We start from the raw sequence: 17,659 nt of genomic DNA on the forward strand, positions 1-17,659 counted from the left end.
CATAGGGATCAGCAGATAAAAAATTTTCCTGCCCGCCACAGGGGGGATTTTTATTTTTTTTACCAAAAATACCGGTGTGTCATAAATCTTTAATGGTTGTTAAGTAAAAAGTTGCTGCGCTTTCAGAATTTTTCGATAACAAACATTTAAATAACCGGGATACCACCTTATGAAAAAGACCACTGTGGCACTTTTATTATGCAGCCTGACCTCTGCTGCTCATGCTGCTCAGGTATATAATAAAGACGGCAATACCCTCGATTTTTACGGTAAAGTAAAAGCCGAGCACTACATGAGCGATAATAAAAAAGCTAACGGCGATACTTCATACGCCCGTATCGGCTTTAAAGGTGTCACCCGAATCAATGACCAGTTGTCCGGCTACGGCCAGTGGGAATATCAGTATAACCTGAATAACTCTGAAGGCTCCGATGCCAACTCCGGTAATAAAACCCGCCTTGGCTTTGCCGGTTTGCGTAACCCGACCTTAGGTTCTATCGACTACGGCCGTAATTACGGTGTTCTGTATGACGTTGAAGCCTGGACCGATATGTTCCCTGAGTTTGGCGGAGACGGTACTGCGCGCGCAGATAACTTTATGACCCAGCGTGCAACAGGCTTACTGACCTGGCGTAACAATGATTTCTTCGGCCTGGTTGATGGTTTACGTTTTGCCGTACAGTATCAGGGCAAAAATGATGATAACACCACTAATGCCCGTACAGATATTACCCGTCAGAACGGCGACGGTTTTGGTGCGTCTTTAGGTTATACCCTGGGTGACAGCGGTGTCAGCCTGATGAGTGCCATTACCAGTTCTAACCGTACCAAAAGCCAGCAGGCTGCAACCTATGGTCACGGTGATAAGGCTAACTCTTGGGGCGCAGGCATAAAATATGATGCGAACCAGATTTACCTGGCCGCTATCTTTACCCAGACAACCAATATGACGCCTATCAGTGGTACTAACCGTATTACCGGAACCTCTGTGACCGGCGCAGCCAATAAAGCGCAGGACGTCGAATTGGTGGCACAGTATCAGTTTGACAATGGTCTGCGTCCGTCACTGGGCTATGTACAGACGAAAGGCAAAGATATTGAAAATGGTATTGGCGATGCTGACCTGGTGAAATATATCGATGTCGGCGCTACATATTACTTCAACAAAAATATGTCTACTTTCGTTGACTACAAAATTAACCAGCTGAAAAATGATAACCGTCTGTCACTGAATACCGATAACGTTGTTGCCGTCGGTCTGACCTATCAGTTCTGATATTAATCAGCCAGTTTCTCGGGGGCAGATAATTATCTGCCCCCGAGAGTTATTCGCTTTTCGCCACCAGAGACTCAGCCCCGGCAGCCGGCGTTAATACAACATCCATTTTCTGTAATAACGCATCCAGCCGCGGAAAAAACTTTTGCAATGTCTGTTCAACACTCTGTTGATCTTCCCCGGCCTTAATATCCCGGACTTGCCAGTTGCCTTCTTTATCAAACAATCCGTAATGGTAGTGGTAAGTAAAATGATTTTCTTCTGCTTCCAGTGTCAGCCACCAGCCGAGAAATTCGCGTTTTTCCGGCGCCGGTTTAACGTTGACACAGACGGCCAGACAATCGAAAAAGAAACTCTTATCTCCGCATTTATCTTCTCTGAGATAAGGGCCAAGCTCATTAAAACGTCGTAAAAGACGCCCTCTCAGTTGTCCGCCAGGTAAGGCCATCACGTCATCTCCATTATGTGTTTGGTCAGTTTTTAATAAGCCTGTCAATAATATCAGCGCTTACGTTTAATTACTGCTCAACTGCTGAGCCATCCAGTCACTGATCTGAACCATCCCGTTTTCAAAAGAGGCCATCACCGGAGAATCTGCAATACAGAGTAATTTACCCTGCGCCGATGAATTACAGATCAGGGAGGAGTCTTCCACCGGGCTGTAAATATCATTTTTCCAGTAGGCTGATAATACAGGCACCGGAGTCCTTCGGCCGAGTAATCCCTGAACTTTCAGAGAATAAGCATTCATTTCTGCCGCCAGAGTCGTATCACTGCGGGTGGTTTTTCCCAGCCTGCTGGCCAGAATATCCAGAAACATATCTGGCACAGCCTGTTGCAGTGCTTCGTCGGTCAGCAGACTATGGACGATCGGCGCCTGACAGGCAACAGCGCGTATACGCGGAATTTCAAGATAGGCCAGCCGGACCGCGACATTCGCCCCGAAGCGTTGTCCCCAGACGCCGACCCGGTGATGATCAATCCACGGAATATCAGCCAGTTGTCGTAATACCTGCTGATGCAGCATACTGGTATCCTGAGTTAATCGCCAGCGGGAACTGTACCCCACCGAGGGCATATCGATGGTTAACATAGCCATCCCCCGGGGAGCAAGGTAGTCGTGAAACAGGCGGAAGTGATCGAGTTGCAGGGTATCCAGACCACCACATAACATTACCGTCGGATAAGGGGGCTTTACCTGCTCCGGCATATGCAGGAAGGCGTTAATCGTCTTACCATCGTCCAGTCTGAAACTGAGTGCTTTCAGCTCTCCGGATAAGAAGCGGGTGGCCTGTTCATAGGCACGGTATCCGAGTAACTGGGCCTGATCCGCCAATTCATCACCACTCAGATGTGGATAGGCACCGACACTGAATAAATTAGCCGCATGCAGCCAATACTGACCAGCGAGAGCGCTGTCCTGTTGCTGCTGCGCCAGTTGCTGCCAGTGTGCCGCCTGCACAGACCATTCATAAATCCAGTTACCGTTACGGTATCCCTTTATCGTGTCCAGCTGTTGCTCATTAGTTCTGGCCAGCGGGCTGGCGGCAATTCGTGATAAGACTTCATTGATTTCGACCAGAGGTAATCCACGCCAGTGCCAGACCAGTGGCATCAGCGTCCGATACCAGCACCGGGGCGATCTGGCGGCCATAGAAGAAGAGGCCCCTGCCGTGCTGCACTGAAGATGGCGTACTAACGATGAGGTTTCAGGGTGTTCAAATCTGGGTTTAAATAATTCTTCACTAAGATTCTTTTCCTGCATGATCACAACTCCGCTACCGGATGATGATTAAGCAGTGTACCTGAGGGAAGACGCGGAGGCGATGGCAGGAAATAAAAAGTAGCATCCTGAATTTTCAGAATGCTACAACAGAAACAGTTAATCTTTTACGATAGGTTCCACATAAGACACACCCATATCCCAGGGTTGTTCAATCCAGGTGTTCTGTGGAATATCGATCACATAATCATCGACTAACGGGCGCCCTGCCGGTTTCGCGAAAATAGTGACAAAATGCGCTTTCGGATACATATCACGGATAGCTTTAGCGGTGCCACCGGTATCCACCAGATCATCAATCACGATAAACCCTTCGCCGTCACCTTCAGCACGTTTAACCACTTTCATCTCACGCTGATGGTCATGATCGTAACTGGAGATACAGACCGTATCTACGTGGCGGATCCCTAATTCGCGGGCCAGCAGTGCCGCAGGAACCAGACCACCACGGCTGACAGCAATAATACCTGTCCACTGTTCAACTGGCAGCAGACGACGGGCGAGGTTACGGGCATGGATTTGTAACATATCCCAGGTAACTACGTATTTTTCGCTCATTTAAAGGAGTCCCCGGCCAATACAGATGACCTGAATTAAGTGCAATAAAAAAGTTTGCGCGGGATTATAAGGATATGCCGCACTAAAAACCAGCATCCGCTGCCGTCAGGGGCTTTTTTTCCCCGACAACACCCCCGCCAGCCGCTAATCAATGGTATTCTCAGGAAATACTGACAGAGAGTCGTTTACTTCCTCTGTCCCCCTATTGATACTGCCGGGTCACGCTGATCCGGAATGTTACAGGAGAGTTATTGTGTCTGAACTTTCTCAACTTTCTCCACAGCCTTTGTGGGATATTTTTGCAACCATCTGTTCAATCCCCCACCCTTCTTACCATGAAGAAGCGCTGGCAACACATATTGTGGCTGTGGCCAGACAGCAGGGTTTATGGTGTGAACGTGATCAGGCAGGCAATATCCTGATCCGTAAACCGGCAACCCCCGGCATGGAGAATCGTACGCCGGTAGCATTGCAGGCACATCTGGATATGGTGCCGCAAAAAAATAACGACACGGTGCATGATTTTACCACTGACCCTATCCGCCCTTATATCGATGGTGAATGGCTGAAAGCCCGCGGGACAACGCTCGGTGCGGATAATGGTATTGGTATGGCCTCTGCACTGGCCGTTCTGGCCGATGACAGCGTCGAACATGGCCCTCTGGAAGTACTGCTGACCATGACCGAAGAAGCCGGCATGGAAGGTGCTTTCGGTTTACAGCCCGGCTGGTTACAGGCCGATATTCTGATCAATACGGATTCAGAAGAAGAAGGCGAAATCTATATGGGATGCGCCGGCGGTATTGATTGTGTCACCGAACTTCCGCTACAGCGTGAACCGATTGCTGCAGATGCTGAACAGGTCAGACTGACCTTAAAAGGCCTGCGAGGCGGACATTCCGGGGCCAATATCCATATGGGGCTGGGGAATGCTAATAAATTACTGGCCCGTTTACTGGTCAGCCTGAGCAAAACGATCAGTCTGCAATTAACCGGTTTTTCCGGCGGTACACTGCGTAATGCTATACCGCGAGAAGCCTTTGCAACTCTGGCATTCCATCCCCGCGACCGTGCTGCGTTTGAACAGGCAATCAGTGAATATCAGCAGTTACTGAGAACTGAAGCCGGCCCTAAAGATCAGAATGTGGTACTGCTGACAGAAGCCGATGACAGTACTCAGCAGGCTCTGACTTCCGCCAGCCGCGATAGCTTCCTGAATTTACTCAATGCGACGCCGAATGGCGTGGTGCGCTTTTCCGATGTTGCGCCAGGTGTGGTGGAAACGTCCCTGAATGTCGGCATCGTTACCCTGAGCGATGATAAAGCAGAAATATTCAGCCTGATCCGTTCATTAATTGATAGTGGTAAAGATTACGTCGTGGATACTCTGAGCTCTCTGGGTGAACTGGCCGGGGCAACGACTATCGCGTCAGGCAGCTACCCGGGCTGGGAGCCGGATGAGAAATCACCAATAATGGCTAAAACACGGGAAATCTATCAGTCGCTGTTTGGCAAAATGCCGGATATTCAGGTTATCCATGCCGGTCTGGAATGCGGCCTATTTAAAAAACCTTATCCTCATTTAGATATGGTGTCTATCGGCCCGACAATTACCGGTCCTCATTCACCGGATGAACAGGTGCATATCGGCAGTGTCGGCTTATACTGGCAGCTACTGACCGGGCTGTTAAAAGCAATACCGGTAAAATAACCCCCCGTCCGGATCACTGAAACAACACATCAAGCCAGAGTTCGCTCTGGCTTTTTATCCGCCGGACATTTTTGCCTCCCCCCGCATATCCCTTGCTGCACCGCGTTCTGAATAAACCCGTTTTCTGTCATCAGTCAGCGAATTAACAATAAATACTTATCCCACCATCATAAACCGATGATTACGCCACTCAGTTAATAGAAGCTGAATTATTACACCAGAATAATAACTGACTGCAGATGATATCGCTTTTATTTGCGGACTTCTGGATGGCTAAACGTCTTTATGGTAGTTTATGCCTCCTGTCAGCCCTCATCAGAGGACGCAGAAACCGGTTACCGATCATCTCCGTAACTATGACTAACCAGGTAGCGAATTAATTATGGCTGAGACTCACCGCCTCGAGATGCGCAATATCTCGATCAATTTTGCCGGGTTCAGCGCGCTGGATAAAGTTGATTTTATTCTTGAAGGTCACTCTGTTCATGCCCTTACCGGGGCTAACGGGGCCGGAAAATCAACCCTGATGGCCGTATTATCCGGTGCTCATCATCATTATCAGGGCGAAATATTACTGGATGGCAAACCACTGTCTATTCGTACCCCGCTACAGGCAAAACAAGCCGGTATTCACCTGGTGCAGCAGGAAGTCGATAATGGCCTGATCCCCGCCCTCAGTGTGGCCGAAAATATTATGCTCGATAATCTGGCCGGTGGCGGGCAGTTTTATCACTGGGGTGAAATTTATCGCCGCGCGGGTGCCCTGTTAACTCAGCTGAATGTCACCCTCGATCTCCGTCAGCCGGTCGAACGTTGCTCTCTGGCAGAAAAACAGCAGATTCTGCTAGCCCGCGCATTGTCTCATGAATGCCGGTTTTTAATTCTTGATGAGCCGACAGCGCCTCTGGATCAGCACGAAAGTGAACAGCTGTTTAAGGTGGTTCGTCATCTGCAACAGCAGGGGATCGGGATTGCCTTTATCTCTCACCGTATCCACGAATTAAAGACTGTCTGTGATCAGCTGACAGTACTGCGTGACGGCAGATTAATCGAAACTACGGCCATGAATGCCCTGAGCGGCGAGCAGATCGTCGAAAAAATGATTGGTCATACACTGACTGACTTATACCCTCCCCGTCGTCCGCCACATTCCGCCGACGAACTGCTGAGTGTCGAGGGTCTGCATGACCATAAACTGTTGCGGGAGATTAATCTCACCCTGCGTAAAGGCGAGATTCTCGGTATTGCCGGCCTGGCAGGCGCGGGAAAAACGGAGCTTTGTAAAGCCTTATTCGGTGCCAGCAAAAGCCGGTTAACTCGCGGACGCCTGCTGGGTAATGACTGGTCCCCCCGCTCGCCGTCACATTCCGTGGCGGCAGGTATCGCCCTTGTTCCGGAAGAACGGCGCAAAGAGGGCATTTTTATTGATGAATCCGTGGCGATGAATCTGTCAGTCAGCGCCGATAATCGTTTTTCTTCACAGGGATTTTTCAACGTCCGTCAGTCTGTGCAATGGGCGCAGGAGATTATCCGTAAACTGTCGGTAAAAAGCCGCGGACCACACCAGACTCTGCGACGCTTATCCGGCGGTAACCAGCAAAAGGTGGCTATCGGTAAATGGCTGGCCACCCGCTCAGATATCCTGATTTTCGACGAACCGACCAAAGGTGTCGATGTTAAAGCAAAGTCCGATCTGTTCCTGTTAATCGATCAGCTCGCCAGAGAAGGTAAAGGCATTATCTATGCTTCCGGCGAATTTGCGGAGCTGACCGGACTCTGTGATCGTATTTGTGTCCTCTGGGACGGGCGGATCGTCGCCGAACTGGAGGGAAAACATGCCACTGAAGAAACTCTTTTGCTTTATTCAACCGGAGGAACCCCTGCGTGAGCAGCAACCCTGAATCTACCCCGTTATCCCCTGTATGGCATCACCGGTTGTTTGATTTCCTGTATAAATGGGGCATGTTACTGACTGTCGCTATTCTGTTGATCGGTTTTGGTCTGACCGCTGACGGTTTTCTGGCACCGGACAATTTACTCAATATTCTGAGATCGATTGCCATTGTGACGGTTATTGCCATGGCCGTTGCTATTTCGCTGACCGTCGGTGGCTTTGACCTGTCGGTAGGCTCCACCGCCTCGCTGGCAAATGCGCTGGTGATTTCGATGTTCGTCTGGCACGGCTACGGCATGACCGCGGCCATTCTGATCACCCTTGCCCTGTGTTTACTGGTCGGCCTGTTTAACAGTTTTTTAATCGTTATTCTGCGGATTCCGGATATGCTGGCCACGCTTGCCACCCTGTTCGTGGTACAGGGTGTGGCGATGACCTACAGCTACGGGGGATCCATCACCCAGAATATGGTTATGCCTGACGGTGATATGGCGGAAAGTGTTATTCCGGCAGGTTTCAGCTGGCTGGGAGAGATCCCCGGCATTGTCATCATTATGCTGGTGGTGACGGTGGTCACTCAGATCGGACTTTCCCTGACCAAACATGGACGCCGGATGTATGCGTTAGGCGGAAATCCTGAGGCGGCCCGTCTTTCGGGGATTAAAACCACCCGCTACCGGGTCATCGCTTATTTGCTGGCATCACTGCTGGCCGGGCTGGGTGGCATATTATTAGCCTCACGTATCGGTTCATCTCAGGTCAGCGCGGGCAGTGGTTATCTGATGGATGCTGTTGCCGCGGCATGGATCGGGTTGTCCCTGGCAGGCTCAGGGAAACCCAATGCGCTGGGCACACTGATTGGGGCCATTATTCTCGGGGTACTGCAAAACGGACTGGTCATGCTGTCGGTCCCCTATTATGCAATGGATATCATTAAGGGGCTGGTACTGGCGCTGGCGCTGGCGCTGACCTATTTCCGCGGACGACAGGCATAATACTGCCTGCCGGCCCACAGGGTATCCGCTCAGTGGGCCGGCTTATAATCCCAGCGGCAGCTGCTGTTCTGAGCAGGGGTCTGGCAGGGTGATATGTAATCCCACCAGTCTGACGCCCCGGCCAGCCCGTCGCTCATTCCAGCTTTCCCGAGCAATGGTCAGCAGATCCTGCTTATTCAGTACCGGCCAGATATGCTCACGGGTCGTTTGCTGAAAATCGGAAAACTTAAATTTCACCCCCTGCCGTGAAATCCGTAAATCAGGGCGTACTTTTTCCAGCCGCCGCTCCAGTTCCGGATACAACTGTTCCATAACCGCAGCACATTGTTCCCACTGATCAATATCCTTTTCCAGAGTCGTTTCCACCCCTACAGATTTGCGCTGGCGGTCGGCAATAATTTTGCGTTCATCAATACCATGACTGCGTTCCCACAGAATATGCCCGAACTTCCCGAAACGCTTCAGTAACAGCGACAGATCCGCCTGCCGTACATCCGCACAGGTTTGCAGCCCCATACCGGCCAGTTTTGCGGCTGATACTTTTCCCACCCCGGGGATTTTCTCCAGCGGTAAGCGGCAAATAAAGTCGTCCATAACCGCAGGGGTGATCACATACTGCCCATCCGGCTTATTTAAATCTGAGGCAATTTTGGCAAGGAATTTCACCGGGGCAATACCTGCGGAAGCCGTCAGTTGCAATTCCTGCCATATAGCCTGACGAATCTCCTGAGCTATCAGTGTTGCGGACCCGCGGGCATGTAAGCAGTTACTGACATCCAGATAGGCTTCATCCAGGGAAAGCGGTTCAATCAGCGGGGTATAACGCAGAAAAATCTGGCGGATATGCTCTGACACCTGCTTATACACCGCAAAGCGTCCGGGCAGCAGAGTGAGCTGCGGACAAAGCCTGAAGGCCGTGGCTGTCGGCATCGCGCTTCTCACACCATATTTTCTCGCCGGATAGTTGGCTGTACTGATAACCCCCCGTCGTTCCCGGCTGCCGCCTATCGCCAGCGGCACCTCACGCAACTCAGGATTATCACGCATTTCGACGGCTGCATAAAAACAGTCCATATCAACATGAATGATCTTACGCATTCGCCGCAGCCCTCTGAAAATCAACCAATGCACTGTATAAATATTCAGTGTAAAAATCAACCACTGACCATCAGCGCGATGGTTTGGTGGTTAAACATTTATCCCTTCGCCCGCTGCAGCTACTGACATAAATTTATCCATCTGCTGCTTGCTAAAACTGAGAACAATGCTAATGTGGCGCTTATCCGGCCTGAAGCCGGGTGACTCTGCCCACACGGCGAAAAGAAAAATAGCTCTCTATATCTCCCACTCTTTGTTCAAGGTAGCAGTAGCATGCGTAAAATCGCACTCCTTCTTGCGATGTTTTTAATCCCGGCCTGTTGCCTGGCAATAAGCGAAAATCCGGTAACCCCGCAGCTGCCCGTCAGCAAACAATTAAAACAACAATTACTGGGTACTCAGGTATTTATTCAGATATTTAAAGAAGAACGTACTCTGGATTTATACGGTAAGATTGGTAATGAATATCGGCTGCTGGATAGCTTCCGTATCTGTGACTTTTCCGGCGGACTGGGACCCAAACGGACAGAAGGTGATTTTAAAAGTCCTGAAGGGTTTTATTCAGTACATTTTAATCAGTTAAAACCCGACAGCCATTTCTACCGTGCGATTAATCTCGGTTTCCCGAATCAGTTTGACCGTGAGAATGGCTACAGCGGCAATTACCTGATGATCCATGGAAACTGCGTATCGATCGGCTGCTATGCAATGACTAATGCCTATATGGATCAGATTTATACCTACGTAAATGCGGCTCTGCGCAATGGCCAGTCAGAAGTCGAAGTGAATATTTTTCCGTTCCGTATGACAGAAAACAATATGCAGCGCCATCGTGACTCGGCGTATATCAGTTTCTGGAAACAGCTCAAACCCGGTTATGACTATTTCCTGAAATATAAACGACCGCCGACAATGACGGTCAGTAACGGGCAGTATGTACTCAGCCAGACACCGTTCAGCGCGCCCCCTGAGGCCGCTTCAAAACATTTCCTGGCGCTCACCCAGACAAAATAACTGCCATTCGCCTGGTGCAATTCTGTGCCAGGTTTCATTACCTGTCAGCGGCTGTGTCGCGACTACACTGACCACATCCCGCGGGGTGGTTTGCTGCTGAAAATCAATTTCAACATCCTGATCAATCAGGGTCGCCTTGCCAAAAGGTGCCCGGCGGGTGATCCAATGCAGGTGGGTGGAACAATAGGCCATCAGATAACGTCCGTCCGAGAGCAACATATTAAACACCCCCATTTCCCGTAATTCGTCAGCCAGACTGGCAATATAATCAAAGACAACCGGCCAGTCATCGGGAGTATCGGGAAAGCGCCCCGCCAGTTTATGCAGTATCCAGCAAAATGCTTTCTCACTGTCCGTTTCGCCCACCGGCCGAAAATGGCCACTGTCCAGTTCCTGATAACCGGTTAACTGGCCATTATGTGCATAAGTCCAGTGTCTGCCCCATAACTCACGGGTAAAAGGGTGGGTATTTTCCAGCGAGACATTTCCCCGGTTTGCCTGGCGAATATGGGCAACGACGGAATGTGATTTAATCGGATAATCGCGAACCAGGCAGGCTATCGGCGAATGAATACTCGGCAACGGATCTTTAAATGTCCGGCAGCCCTTCCCTTCATAGAAAGTAATTCCCCAGCCGTCTTTATGCGGCCCGGTACCGCCGCCGCGCTGTACCAGCCCGGTAAAACTGAAACAGATATCCGTCGGTACATTAGCGCTCATCCCGAGCAATTCACACATCAGTTAAACCTCTTACATTCAGGCAGTCAGGTATTTTATTTTGGTCTCTGAATAAAAGGAATAACACGCGGGCCACACTCTGGCAAGTCGTCACAAACTGTCAGCCTGCGTATTTTTAGTGAGGGCGCGAGCCTGATTATTTTGCCATCTCTTTTTCGATCAGCAGAATCAAAATATGGATAACTTTAATATGAATTTCCTGAATACGATCAGCAAAACCAAAATGCGGGACGCGAATTTCAATATCCGCACTGCCAGCCATTTTACCGCCGTCTTTCCCGGTCAGGGTAATCACTTTCATACCACGCGCACGCGCAGCGTCAATGGCTTTAATAATGTTCGCTGAGTTACCGGATGTCGAAATACCTAACAACACATCACCTTTACGGCCGACTGCGTCGGTATAACGGGAGAAAACATGATCATAACCAAAGTCATTGCTGACACAGGATATATGACTGACATCCGAAATCGCAATTGCCGGGTAGCCACGACGGTTTTCACGGTAACGGCCGGTCAGTTCTTCAGCAAAATGCATCGCGTCACAATGAGAACCGCCATTTCCGCAAGAAAGTACTTTCCCGCCGGATTTAAAGCTGTCGGCCAGCAAAATAGCAGCCTGCTGAATTGCCTGAATATTGTTTTCATCTTTCAGGAAGTTGTTAAGCGTTTCTGCGGCTTCATTCAGTTCTGAACGAATAATATCCTGGTACATAGGGAATGTCCTTCATCGGAAAATTAACGCCGCCAGTGTAGCCCAACTACCGGACAGTGCAAGCCTGTGCAGGGGGATTCCTGCACAGATTGTTATCCCTGTCGTGATCCACAGAGAATCCGGCAGAAGATATTCTCTGGTGAATAAAGGATCTGTATCAGGCAGTCTGACGAATACGCGCCACTAATGCTTCGGCATTATGAATATGATCGGCGGCCAGAATCAGTGTTTGTCCCAAAGTAATCCCATGGCGCAGACAATCCGTCCGCATCATTTCATCAGTAATATTATTGATATCAGCCACATGAGACATACCGACGGTACGGCGTATCAATTCGGTTCCGCAAAAACCAATCGCATCACACCATACTTTTTGCAGAAATGCTTCCGCGTATCCGGCTACGGATAATGCCGGATCACTGGTTTGCTGCCGGCTGCGGGCTAAAAATTCTTCAGAGAAGGTCTGCCACAAGGTAATCACATCTGACAGACGCTGCTCACGGGCTTCCGCTGCTTCCCGTGGCGGCAGTAGCCCCGGTAGCCCGCAATAATTCAGCAGCAGATTACCTAATGCGGTACCAATATCAAAGCCCATCGGGCCATAGTAACCAAACTCAGCATCAATCGCTTTTAATCCGTCATCAGAAATAAATACAGACCCGGTATGAATATCACCGTGCAGTAATGCTTCACTGTGGGTCAGGAAGGTATATTTCAGAGCCGCAACCCTGACCCGTAACTCTGTATCTTCGCGTAATGAAGCGACCAGCGGTTCCAGAGCGACCGGGTAGTTATTACGCGGATGCTTAATATAGGGATCGTTAAAAAACAGGTCTTCGGTAATTTCACACATTTCAGGATTAATAAATTGCGCCACCTGTGCTTTCTTTTTATGGGCATGCAGTGCGAAATCAGAAGAGGCAAACAGAACACTGGCCAGATAGTGCCCCAGCCGGGCAGCCGCCTGTGGACAGGCGCGGCCACTGACCAGCTCGCTGCGCCAGATACGGTAATCAGACAGATCTTCCATCACCATGACCGCCAGTCCGGCATCGTAGTGCGTCACTTTTACCGTATGTTCCGGGCAATACTGGTAGTGTTCAATCAGGGTTTCAGCTTCCAGTCTGGCACGATCCAGGGTCAGTGGCCAGGATTCACCCACGCAGCGCACATAGGGTAATGCCTGCTTCACAATCACACGGCTGATACCTTGCTGATCAAGGATTTTGAATACCAGATTCAGATTACCGTCTCCCACCTCCAGCGCATCCGCCAGTGTTTCCGGATGCTCCAGCCCGGAAAATTTTCTGGCATATTCCACGGCGTCTGTGGCGGTGAAGGTACGGTATTGCGACATTGCCTGTTCCTCTCTGACGGGTAGCTTATAATATTAAGACGTTCAGACGTCTACACATCTATAGCGCATATTGGCATACTATCTGCCAGTGAAGCAACACGGAAATGATATTGATGCAAACTCTGCAAACCACCAGCCTGAAGATTATTGATAACCAGTTATGGATCCTTGACCAGCAGGCGCTACCTCAGCAAAAGAACTGGTTAATTGCTGCCACCACCGAACAACTGGTGGACCACATCCATGCTTTACGCGTCAGAGGCGCTCCGCTTATTGGCCTGTCAGCGTCTCTGTTACTGGCCATTCAGGCCCGGCAGGGAATGTCGCGCCAGGCGCTGACAGAGTCACTGAAAACACTGCGAGCATCACGTCCGACTGCAGTCAACCTGATGAATAACCTGGACCGGATGCTGCAGGCCTTGTCTGCTGAAGACTATGTCACGGCAATGGTGACTGAAGCCTTACGTCTGACCGGGGAAGATCGCCAGTTGTGCGAGCATATTGCCGACGCCGGTACGCCGCAAATCCCTGCCGGCAGCCGGATACTGACACATTGTAATACGGGCGGACTGGCAACAGCAGGCATTGGAACGGCACTGGGGGTGATCTTAAGGGCCTGGCAACAGGGGAATGTCGCTCAGGTGTGGGTCGGTGAAACTCGCCCGTTACTACAGGGAGGGCGGCTGACGGCATGGGAGTTATCAGAAGCCGGTGTCCCTTGCCAGCTGATTACAGACAGCATGGCGGCCGCACTGATGGCCGAAGGAAAAGTCGATGCGGTGTGGGTCGGGGCCGACCGGATTGCCGCAAATGGTGACGTCGCCAATAAGATTGGTACTTACAGTCTGGCGGTACTGGCCCACTATCACCGGATTCCGTTCTATGTTGCCGCACCGCATACCACTCTGGACCGCCAGTGCCCTTCCGGCAGCCATATTCCGATTGAGCAACGTGCGGCCAGTGAAGTGACCGGGGTATCCGGCAGTTTCGGCACCGTCAGCTGGGCTCCGGAAAATATCCGAGTGCATAACCCGGCCTTTGATGTGACCCCGGCGGCCTTGATCAGCGGCTGGGTACTGGATACAGGTATGGTCACACCTCAGCAAGTGGCCGGGGGGATTTTCCGGCCGGCAGTGGCAGACTAATCCGCCAATAATTACTCCCGGCTACGCCAGCCGGGGATAATTGTCAGCAATGCTGTCACCGGTAAACCGGGCAATCCAGCCTTCCGGATTATCAAAAATACGGATAGCGGTGAAATCAGGTGCCGGCCCCATATCAAACCAGTGGGCTGTCCCCGCCGGGACCGAGATCAGATCATTCTTAACACACAGGATCTGGTATACATGACCGTCGAGGTGCAGACAAAATAACCCCGCCCCTTCCACAAAAAAACGCACCTCATCTTCTGCATGGGTATGCTCAGACAAAAACTTCGCCCGCAGGGTCTGCTTGTCAGGATGATCAGCCCGCATGCTGATGACATCCCAGCTCTGGTAGCCCTTTTCTGCCACCAGCTTCTCTATCTCATGCTGATAGGCATGCAGAACCGTTTCCGCTGCAGGGTTATCACCCAACTCCCTATCCGCAGCCCAGCGCTCAAAACGTATCTGTTTCTCCGCCAGCTTATCGCGGATTTGTGCCGCATCTTCGCTGTACCAGACCGGCTGGCTGGCATCACTGTCAGTAAAAATCGTCAACGCGCTCATCTCAGACCTTCTCCGGGTTAATTTGCTCAAAGCTGCTGACCTGAGGATGCACGCTGACACTGTCAGCCTCTCCCCGGATTAACTGCAGCGTATGCCAGCCCGCCTGCTTAGCCGCATCCAGTTCCTGATAAATATCGGATAAGAACAGTAACTGTTGCCCTTCCAGCCCGAGCTGGCTGGCTATCTGCTGATAAGAACCTGTCTCACGTTTTGCCCCTGTCCGGGTGTCAAAATACCCGCTAAATAATCCGGTAATATCACCTGCATCGCTGTAGCCGAATAATAATTTTTGTGCCGGTACCGAACCCGAAGAATAGACATATAACGCCAGCCCCTGTTGCTGCCAGCGTTTCAGAGCCGGCACAACGTCCGGATACAGATGACCGGTAAAACTGCCGTTCAGATAGCCTTCGCGCCAGATCATTCCCTGTAATGCTTTCAGGGCGGTTGATTTCCGGTCTTCATCCATAAACCGGTGTAATACGCTAATCAGTGATGCGGTATCTGCTTCCGGCTGACCACGTTCCGATTTCAGGTTATCAAGTGCCTGAACAACTTCCGGTTGTTCAATATTACGCAGGATCCAGCTGTCCAGATGCTGACGTGCATAAGGAAACAGCACCTGATGGACAAAACGAATGTCGCTGGTTGTCCCTTCAATATCCGTCACAATTGCTCGAATCATTTACCCTCCGCAGCATGGCTGCATATGGTCTGCTGAACAGACCGTCTTTTTCGGGCTCCGCCCGGGAAAATGGCATTTAGCCATCTAAGTGTCTTGATTGCCAAATATTAGCATCCTGTTTATAGTGGCTTCAATAAAGCGATGACAGACAAATGCTAATCACCGTTGACCCGGATAGCCGCAAATAAGGCAGAGTAATCATGACGCAGCAGACTTTAACCCCCGAAAGTAAACTCCCTGCACTGGGAACCACCATCTTCAGCCAGATGAGTGCTCTTGCACAACAACACAATGCGATCAACCTGTCTCAGGGATTCCCTGACTTTGACGGTCCGGAATATTTGCAACAACGTCTGGCCTGGCATGTCAGCCAGGGGGCGAATCAGTACGCCCCGATGACCGGCGTGCAGCCGTTACGCGAAGCGATTGCCGAAAAGACTCAGTGTTGTTACGGCTATACGCCGGATATCACGACAGATATCACCGTCACCTCCGGGGCGACAGAGGCCCTGTTTGCTTCAATAACCGCGCTGGTCAGACCCGGGGACGAGGTCATTTGCTTCGACCCAAGCTACGACAGTTATGCCCCTGCAGTCGAATTATGCGGGGGGATATTAAAACGAATTGCCCTGCAACCACCGGGATTCCGCCCAGACTGGCAGGCGTTTCATCAGTTACTCAGTGATAAAACCCGGTTAGTGATCCTGAATACGCCCCATAACCCTACGGCAACAGTCTGGCAGGAGAGTGACTTCCATAGCCTGTGGCAGGCTATTCAGTCACAGGAAATCTATGTCCTGAGTGATGAAGTCTACGAGCATATCTGTTTTGCCCCGGAAGGCCACAGCAGTCTGCTGCAACACCCTCAGTTGCGTGAACGCGGTATCGCCGTGTCGTCATTCGGCAAAACCTTCCATATGACAGGCTGGAAAGTGGGTTACTGTATCGCGCCTGCTGCCATTTCTGCCGAAATACGTAAAGTACACCAGTACCTGACCTTCGCTGTGAATACACCGGCACAGCTGGCGCTGGCAGATATGCTGCGTGAAACACCTGAGCATTATCTGGAATTACCGGCGTTTTATCAGAGCCGTCGTGATTTTCTGATCAATGCCTTAAAAGAGAGTCGCTTTAAAGTTCTGCCCTGTGAAGGCACCTACTTTTTACTGCTGGATTATAGCGCCATTTCCGGGCTGGATGATGTCAGCTTCTGTCAGTGGCTGACCAGTGAAGTCGGAGTTGCCGCTATCCCGTTATCAGTATTTTGTGCCGGAGAGTTTCCGCATAAACTGATCCGTCTGTGTTTTGCCAAACAGGAACCGACCCTTCAGGCCGCTGCGGAGCGCTTATGTCAGATTTAAAGGTCGTATTATTACAGCAGCCCCTGGTGTGGATGGATGGCGAAGCTAATTTCCGTCATTTTGAACAGGCACTGGCTGAGATAGCGACAGCCGACCTGATCCTGTTACCGGAAATGTTCACCACCGGCTTTGCAATGGAGGCCGCTGCCAGTTCACTTCCCGAGCCGGTGGTGATTCAGTGGTTACAATGCCAGGCTATCCGGTTTGATGCCATGATTGGCGGTAGCGTGGCATTACACACCGAAACCGGTGCAGTGAATCGTTTTCTGCTGGTCACTCCGCAGGGCGTGGTACACCGCTACGATAAACGCCATCTGTTCCGCATGGGAGATGAGCACCAGTATTATCAGGCTGGCCAGCAACGGGTAACCGTCGAGTGGCGGGGATGGCGTATTCTGCCGCAAATCTGTTATGACCTGCGTTTCCCGGTATTTTCCCGTAACCGTAATGACTATGATTTGGCCCTGTATGTCGCCAGCTGGCCGGCGCCACGCAGCCAGCACTGGCAGGCGTTATTACTGGCCAGAGCTATCGAGAATCAGGCCTATGTGATGGGATGTAATCGTGTCGGGGAAGATATCCACCGGCAGAGCTACAGCGGTGACAGCCGGATTATCAGCCCGACCGGCGAACTGCTGGCTGCCCCGCCGGCACATCAGCCGGCAGTGCTGCAACAGGTGCTCTCACTGGATGAACTGCGGGCCTTCCGCGACCGCTTTCCGGCCTGGCGCGATGCGGATAATTTTAGTCTCAGTGATCAATAAT

At 51.0% G+C, this 17,659-nt stretch carries 17 protein-coding genes; 8 read left to right on the top strand and 9 right to left on the bottom strand.

Features of this window, described 5'->3' with window-relative positions; genetic code table 11:
- Positions 1–169: 169 nt before the first annotated feature.
- Complete coding sequence (locus tag JK198_RS13330; RefSeq protein WP_212708776.1) at positions 170–1,276, top strand: porin; 1,107 nt, start codon at positions 170–172, stop codon at positions 1,274–1,276.
- Positions 1,277–1,325: 49 nt separating this feature from the next.
- Here JK198_RS13330 and crl read toward each other — a convergent pair whose 3' ends face one another.
- The 3 genes from crl to gpt form a co-directional block, all read right to left on the bottom strand.
- Positions 1,326–1,724 (bottom strand): sigma factor-binding protein Crl, encoded by a 399-nt coding sequence (gene crl / locus JK198_RS13335; protein ID WP_212708818.1) that lies wholly within the window; start codon positions 1,722–1,724, stop codon positions 1,326–1,328.
- A gap of 66 nt (positions 1,725–1,790) precedes the next feature.
- Positions 1,791–3,041, bottom strand: a complete 1,251-nt coding sequence (gene frsA / locus JK198_RS13340) for an esterase FrsA (RefSeq protein WP_212708777.1) — start codon at positions 3,039–3,041, stop codon at positions 1,791–1,793.
- A gap of 117 nt (positions 3,042–3,158) precedes the next feature.
- Positions 3,159–3,617: a xanthine phosphoribosyltransferase gene (gene gpt / locus JK198_RS13345; RefSeq protein WP_212708778.1), complete on the bottom strand. Its 459-nt coding sequence runs from the start codon at positions 3,615–3,617 to the stop codon at positions 3,159–3,161.
- 253 nt (positions 3,618–3,870) lie between these two features.
- Here gpt and pepD point away from each other — a divergent pair, with 253 nt between their 5' ends.
- From pepD to JK198_RS13360, 3 genes are all read left to right on the top strand, one after another.
- Complete coding sequence (pepD, locus tag JK198_RS13350; RefSeq protein ID WP_212710737.1) at positions 3,871–5,328, top strand: beta-Ala-His dipeptidase; 1,458 nt, start codon at positions 3,871–3,873, stop codon at positions 5,326–5,328.
- A gap of 382 nt (positions 5,329–5,710) precedes the next feature.
- Positions 5,711–7,216 carry a sugar ABC transporter ATP-binding protein gene (locus JK198_RS13355; protein WP_212708780.1) on the top strand — a complete coding sequence of 502 codons (1,506 nt, stop codon included), beginning with the start codon at positions 5,711–5,713 and terminating at the stop codon, positions 7,214–7,216.
- Complete coding sequence (locus tag JK198_RS13360) at positions 7,213–8,217, top strand: ABC transporter permease (RefSeq protein WP_349290194.1); 1,005 nt, start codon at positions 7,213–7,215, stop codon at positions 8,215–8,217. The genes JK198_RS13355 and JK198_RS13360 overlap by 4 nt, the downstream gene beginning before the upstream one ends.
- Positions 8,218–8,259: 42 nt before the next feature.
- On the opposite strand, the gene dinB is transcribed toward JK198_RS13360, so the two are convergent.
- Positions 8,260–9,315 carry a DNA polymerase IV gene (dinB, locus tag JK198_RS13365; RefSeq protein WP_212710738.1) on the bottom strand — a complete coding sequence of 352 codons (1,056 nt, stop codon included), beginning with the start codon at positions 9,313–9,315 and terminating at the stop codon, positions 8,260–8,262.
- A 273-nt stretch (positions 9,316–9,588) separates the two neighbouring features.
- Between dinB and dpaA the strand changes: the two genes are divergently transcribed.
- Positions 9,589–10,329 carry a peptidoglycan meso-diaminopimelic acid protein amidase gene (gene dpaA / locus JK198_RS13370; RefSeq protein WP_212708782.1) on the top strand — a complete coding sequence of 247 codons (741 nt, stop codon included), beginning with the start codon at positions 9,589–9,591 and terminating at the stop codon, positions 10,327–10,329.
- Here the strand turns inward: dpaA and JK198_RS13375 are convergent.
- The 3 genes from JK198_RS13375 to mtnK form a co-directional block, all read right to left on the bottom strand.
- Complete coding sequence (locus JK198_RS13375; RefSeq protein ID WP_212708783.1) at positions 10,294–11,067, bottom strand: class II glutamine amidotransferase; 774 nt, start codon at positions 11,065–11,067, stop codon at positions 10,294–10,296. The genes dpaA and JK198_RS13375 overlap by 36 nt on opposite strands.
- A 136-nt stretch (positions 11,068–11,203) precedes the next feature.
- Positions 11,204–11,782 (bottom strand): D-sedoheptulose 7-phosphate isomerase, encoded by a 579-nt coding sequence (lpcA, locus tag JK198_RS13380; protein ID WP_212710739.1) that lies wholly within the window; start codon positions 11,780–11,782, stop codon positions 11,204–11,206.
- A gap of 157 nt (positions 11,783–11,939) precedes the next feature.
- Positions 11,940–13,139: an S-methyl-5-thioribose kinase gene (gene mtnK, locus JK198_RS13385; protein WP_212708785.1), complete on the bottom strand. Its 1,200-nt coding sequence runs from the start codon at positions 13,137–13,139 to the stop codon at positions 11,940–11,942.
- Between the two features lie 113 nt (positions 13,140–13,252).
- On the opposite strand from mtnK, the gene mtnA reads away from it, so the two are divergent.
- Entirely contained in the window at positions 13,253–14,284 is a 1,032-nt protein-coding gene (mtnA, locus tag JK198_RS13390; RefSeq protein WP_212708786.1) for an S-methyl-5-thioribose-1-phosphate isomerase, read from the top strand.
- A gap of 21 nt (positions 14,285–14,305) precedes the next feature.
- On the opposite strand, the gene JK198_RS13395 is transcribed toward mtnA, so the two are convergent.
- Both JK198_RS13395 and mtnC read right to left on the bottom strand, forming a co-directional pair.
- On the bottom strand, positions 14,306–14,848 hold the full coding sequence (locus tag JK198_RS13395; protein ID WP_212708787.1) for an acireductone dioxygenase: 543 nt from the start codon (positions 14,846–14,848) through the stop codon (positions 14,306–14,308).
- A gap of 1 nt (position 14,849) precedes the next feature.
- A complete protein-coding gene (gene mtnC / locus JK198_RS13400) occupies positions 14,850–15,533 on the bottom strand; it encodes an acireductone synthase (protein ID WP_212710740.1) in 684 nt (227 codons plus the stop codon).
- Between the two features lie 200 nt (positions 15,534–15,733).
- Here mtnC and JK198_RS13405 point away from each other — a divergent pair, with 200 nt between their 5' ends.
- Both JK198_RS13405 and JK198_RS13410 read left to right on the top strand, forming a co-directional pair.
- Positions 15,734–16,894 carry a pyridoxal phosphate-dependent aminotransferase gene (locus JK198_RS13405; protein ID WP_212708789.1) on the top strand — a complete coding sequence of 387 codons (1,161 nt, stop codon included), beginning with the start codon at positions 15,734–15,736 and terminating at the stop codon, positions 16,892–16,894.
- Positions 16,882–17,658 (top strand): amidohydrolase, encoded by a 777-nt coding sequence (locus JK198_RS13410; RefSeq protein ID WP_212708790.1) that lies wholly within the window; start codon positions 16,882–16,884, stop codon positions 17,656–17,658. Before JK198_RS13405 ends, JK198_RS13410 begins: the two co-directional genes overlap by 13 nt.
- Position 17,659: the final 1 nt, after the last annotated feature.

The sequence above is a fragment of the Tatumella sp. JGM91 genome, assembly GCF_018257575.1.
GTDB classification, from domain to species: domain Bacteria; phylum Pseudomonadota; class Gammaproteobacteria; order Enterobacterales; family Enterobacteriaceae; genus Tatumella; species Tatumella punctata.

Coding starts and splice junctions, on each gene's coding strand:
- JK198_RS13330 (WP_212708776.1), top strand. CDS start 170: ATGAAAAAGACCACTGTGGCACTTTTATTATGCAGCCTGACCTCTGCT.
- crl (WP_212708818.1), bottom strand. CDS start 1,724: ATGGCCTTACCTGGCGGACAACTGAGAGGGCGTCTTTTACGACGTTTT.
- frsA (WP_212708777.1), bottom strand. CDS start 3,041: ATGCAGGAAAAGAATCTTAGTGAAGAATTATTTAAACCCAGATTTGAA.
- gpt (WP_212708778.1), bottom strand. CDS start 3,617: ATGAGCGAAAAATACGTAGTTACCTGGGATATGTTACAAATCCATGCC.
- JK198_RS13355 (WP_212708780.1), top strand. CDS start 5,711: ATGGCTGAGACTCACCGCCTCGAGATGCGCAATATCTCGATCAATTTT.
- dinB (WP_212710738.1), bottom strand. CDS start 9,315: ATGCGTAAGATCATTCATGTTGATATGGACTGTTTTTATGCAGCCGTC.
- dpaA (WP_212708782.1), top strand. CDS start 9,589: ATGCGTAAAATCGCACTCCTTCTTGCGATGTTTTTAATCCCGGCCTGT.
- JK198_RS13375 (WP_212708783.1), bottom strand. CDS start 11,067: ATGTGTGAATTGCTCGGGATGAGCGCTAATGTACCGACGGATATCTGT.
- lpcA (WP_212710739.1), bottom strand. CDS start 11,782: ATGTACCAGGATATTATTCGTTCAGAACTGAATGAAGCCGCAGAAACG.
- mtnK (WP_212708785.1), bottom strand. CDS start 13,139: ATGTCGCAATACCGTACCTTCACCGCCACAGACGCCGTGGAATATGCC.
- mtnA (WP_212708786.1), top strand. CDS start 13,253: ATGCAAACTCTGCAAACCACCAGCCTGAAGATTATTGATAACCAGTTA.
- JK198_RS13395 (WP_212708787.1), bottom strand. CDS start 14,848: ATGAGCGCGTTGACGATTTTTACTGACAGTGATGCCAGCCAGCCGGTC.
- mtnC (WP_212710740.1), bottom strand. CDS start 15,533: ATGATTCGAGCAATTGTGACGGATATTGAAGGGACAACCAGCGACATT.
- JK198_RS13405 (WP_212708789.1), top strand. CDS start 15,734: ATGACGCAGCAGACTTTAACCCCCGAAAGTAAACTCCCTGCACTGGGA.
- JK198_RS13410 (WP_212708790.1), top strand. CDS start 16,882: ATGTCAGATTTAAAGGTCGTATTATTACAGCAGCCCCTGGTGTGGATG.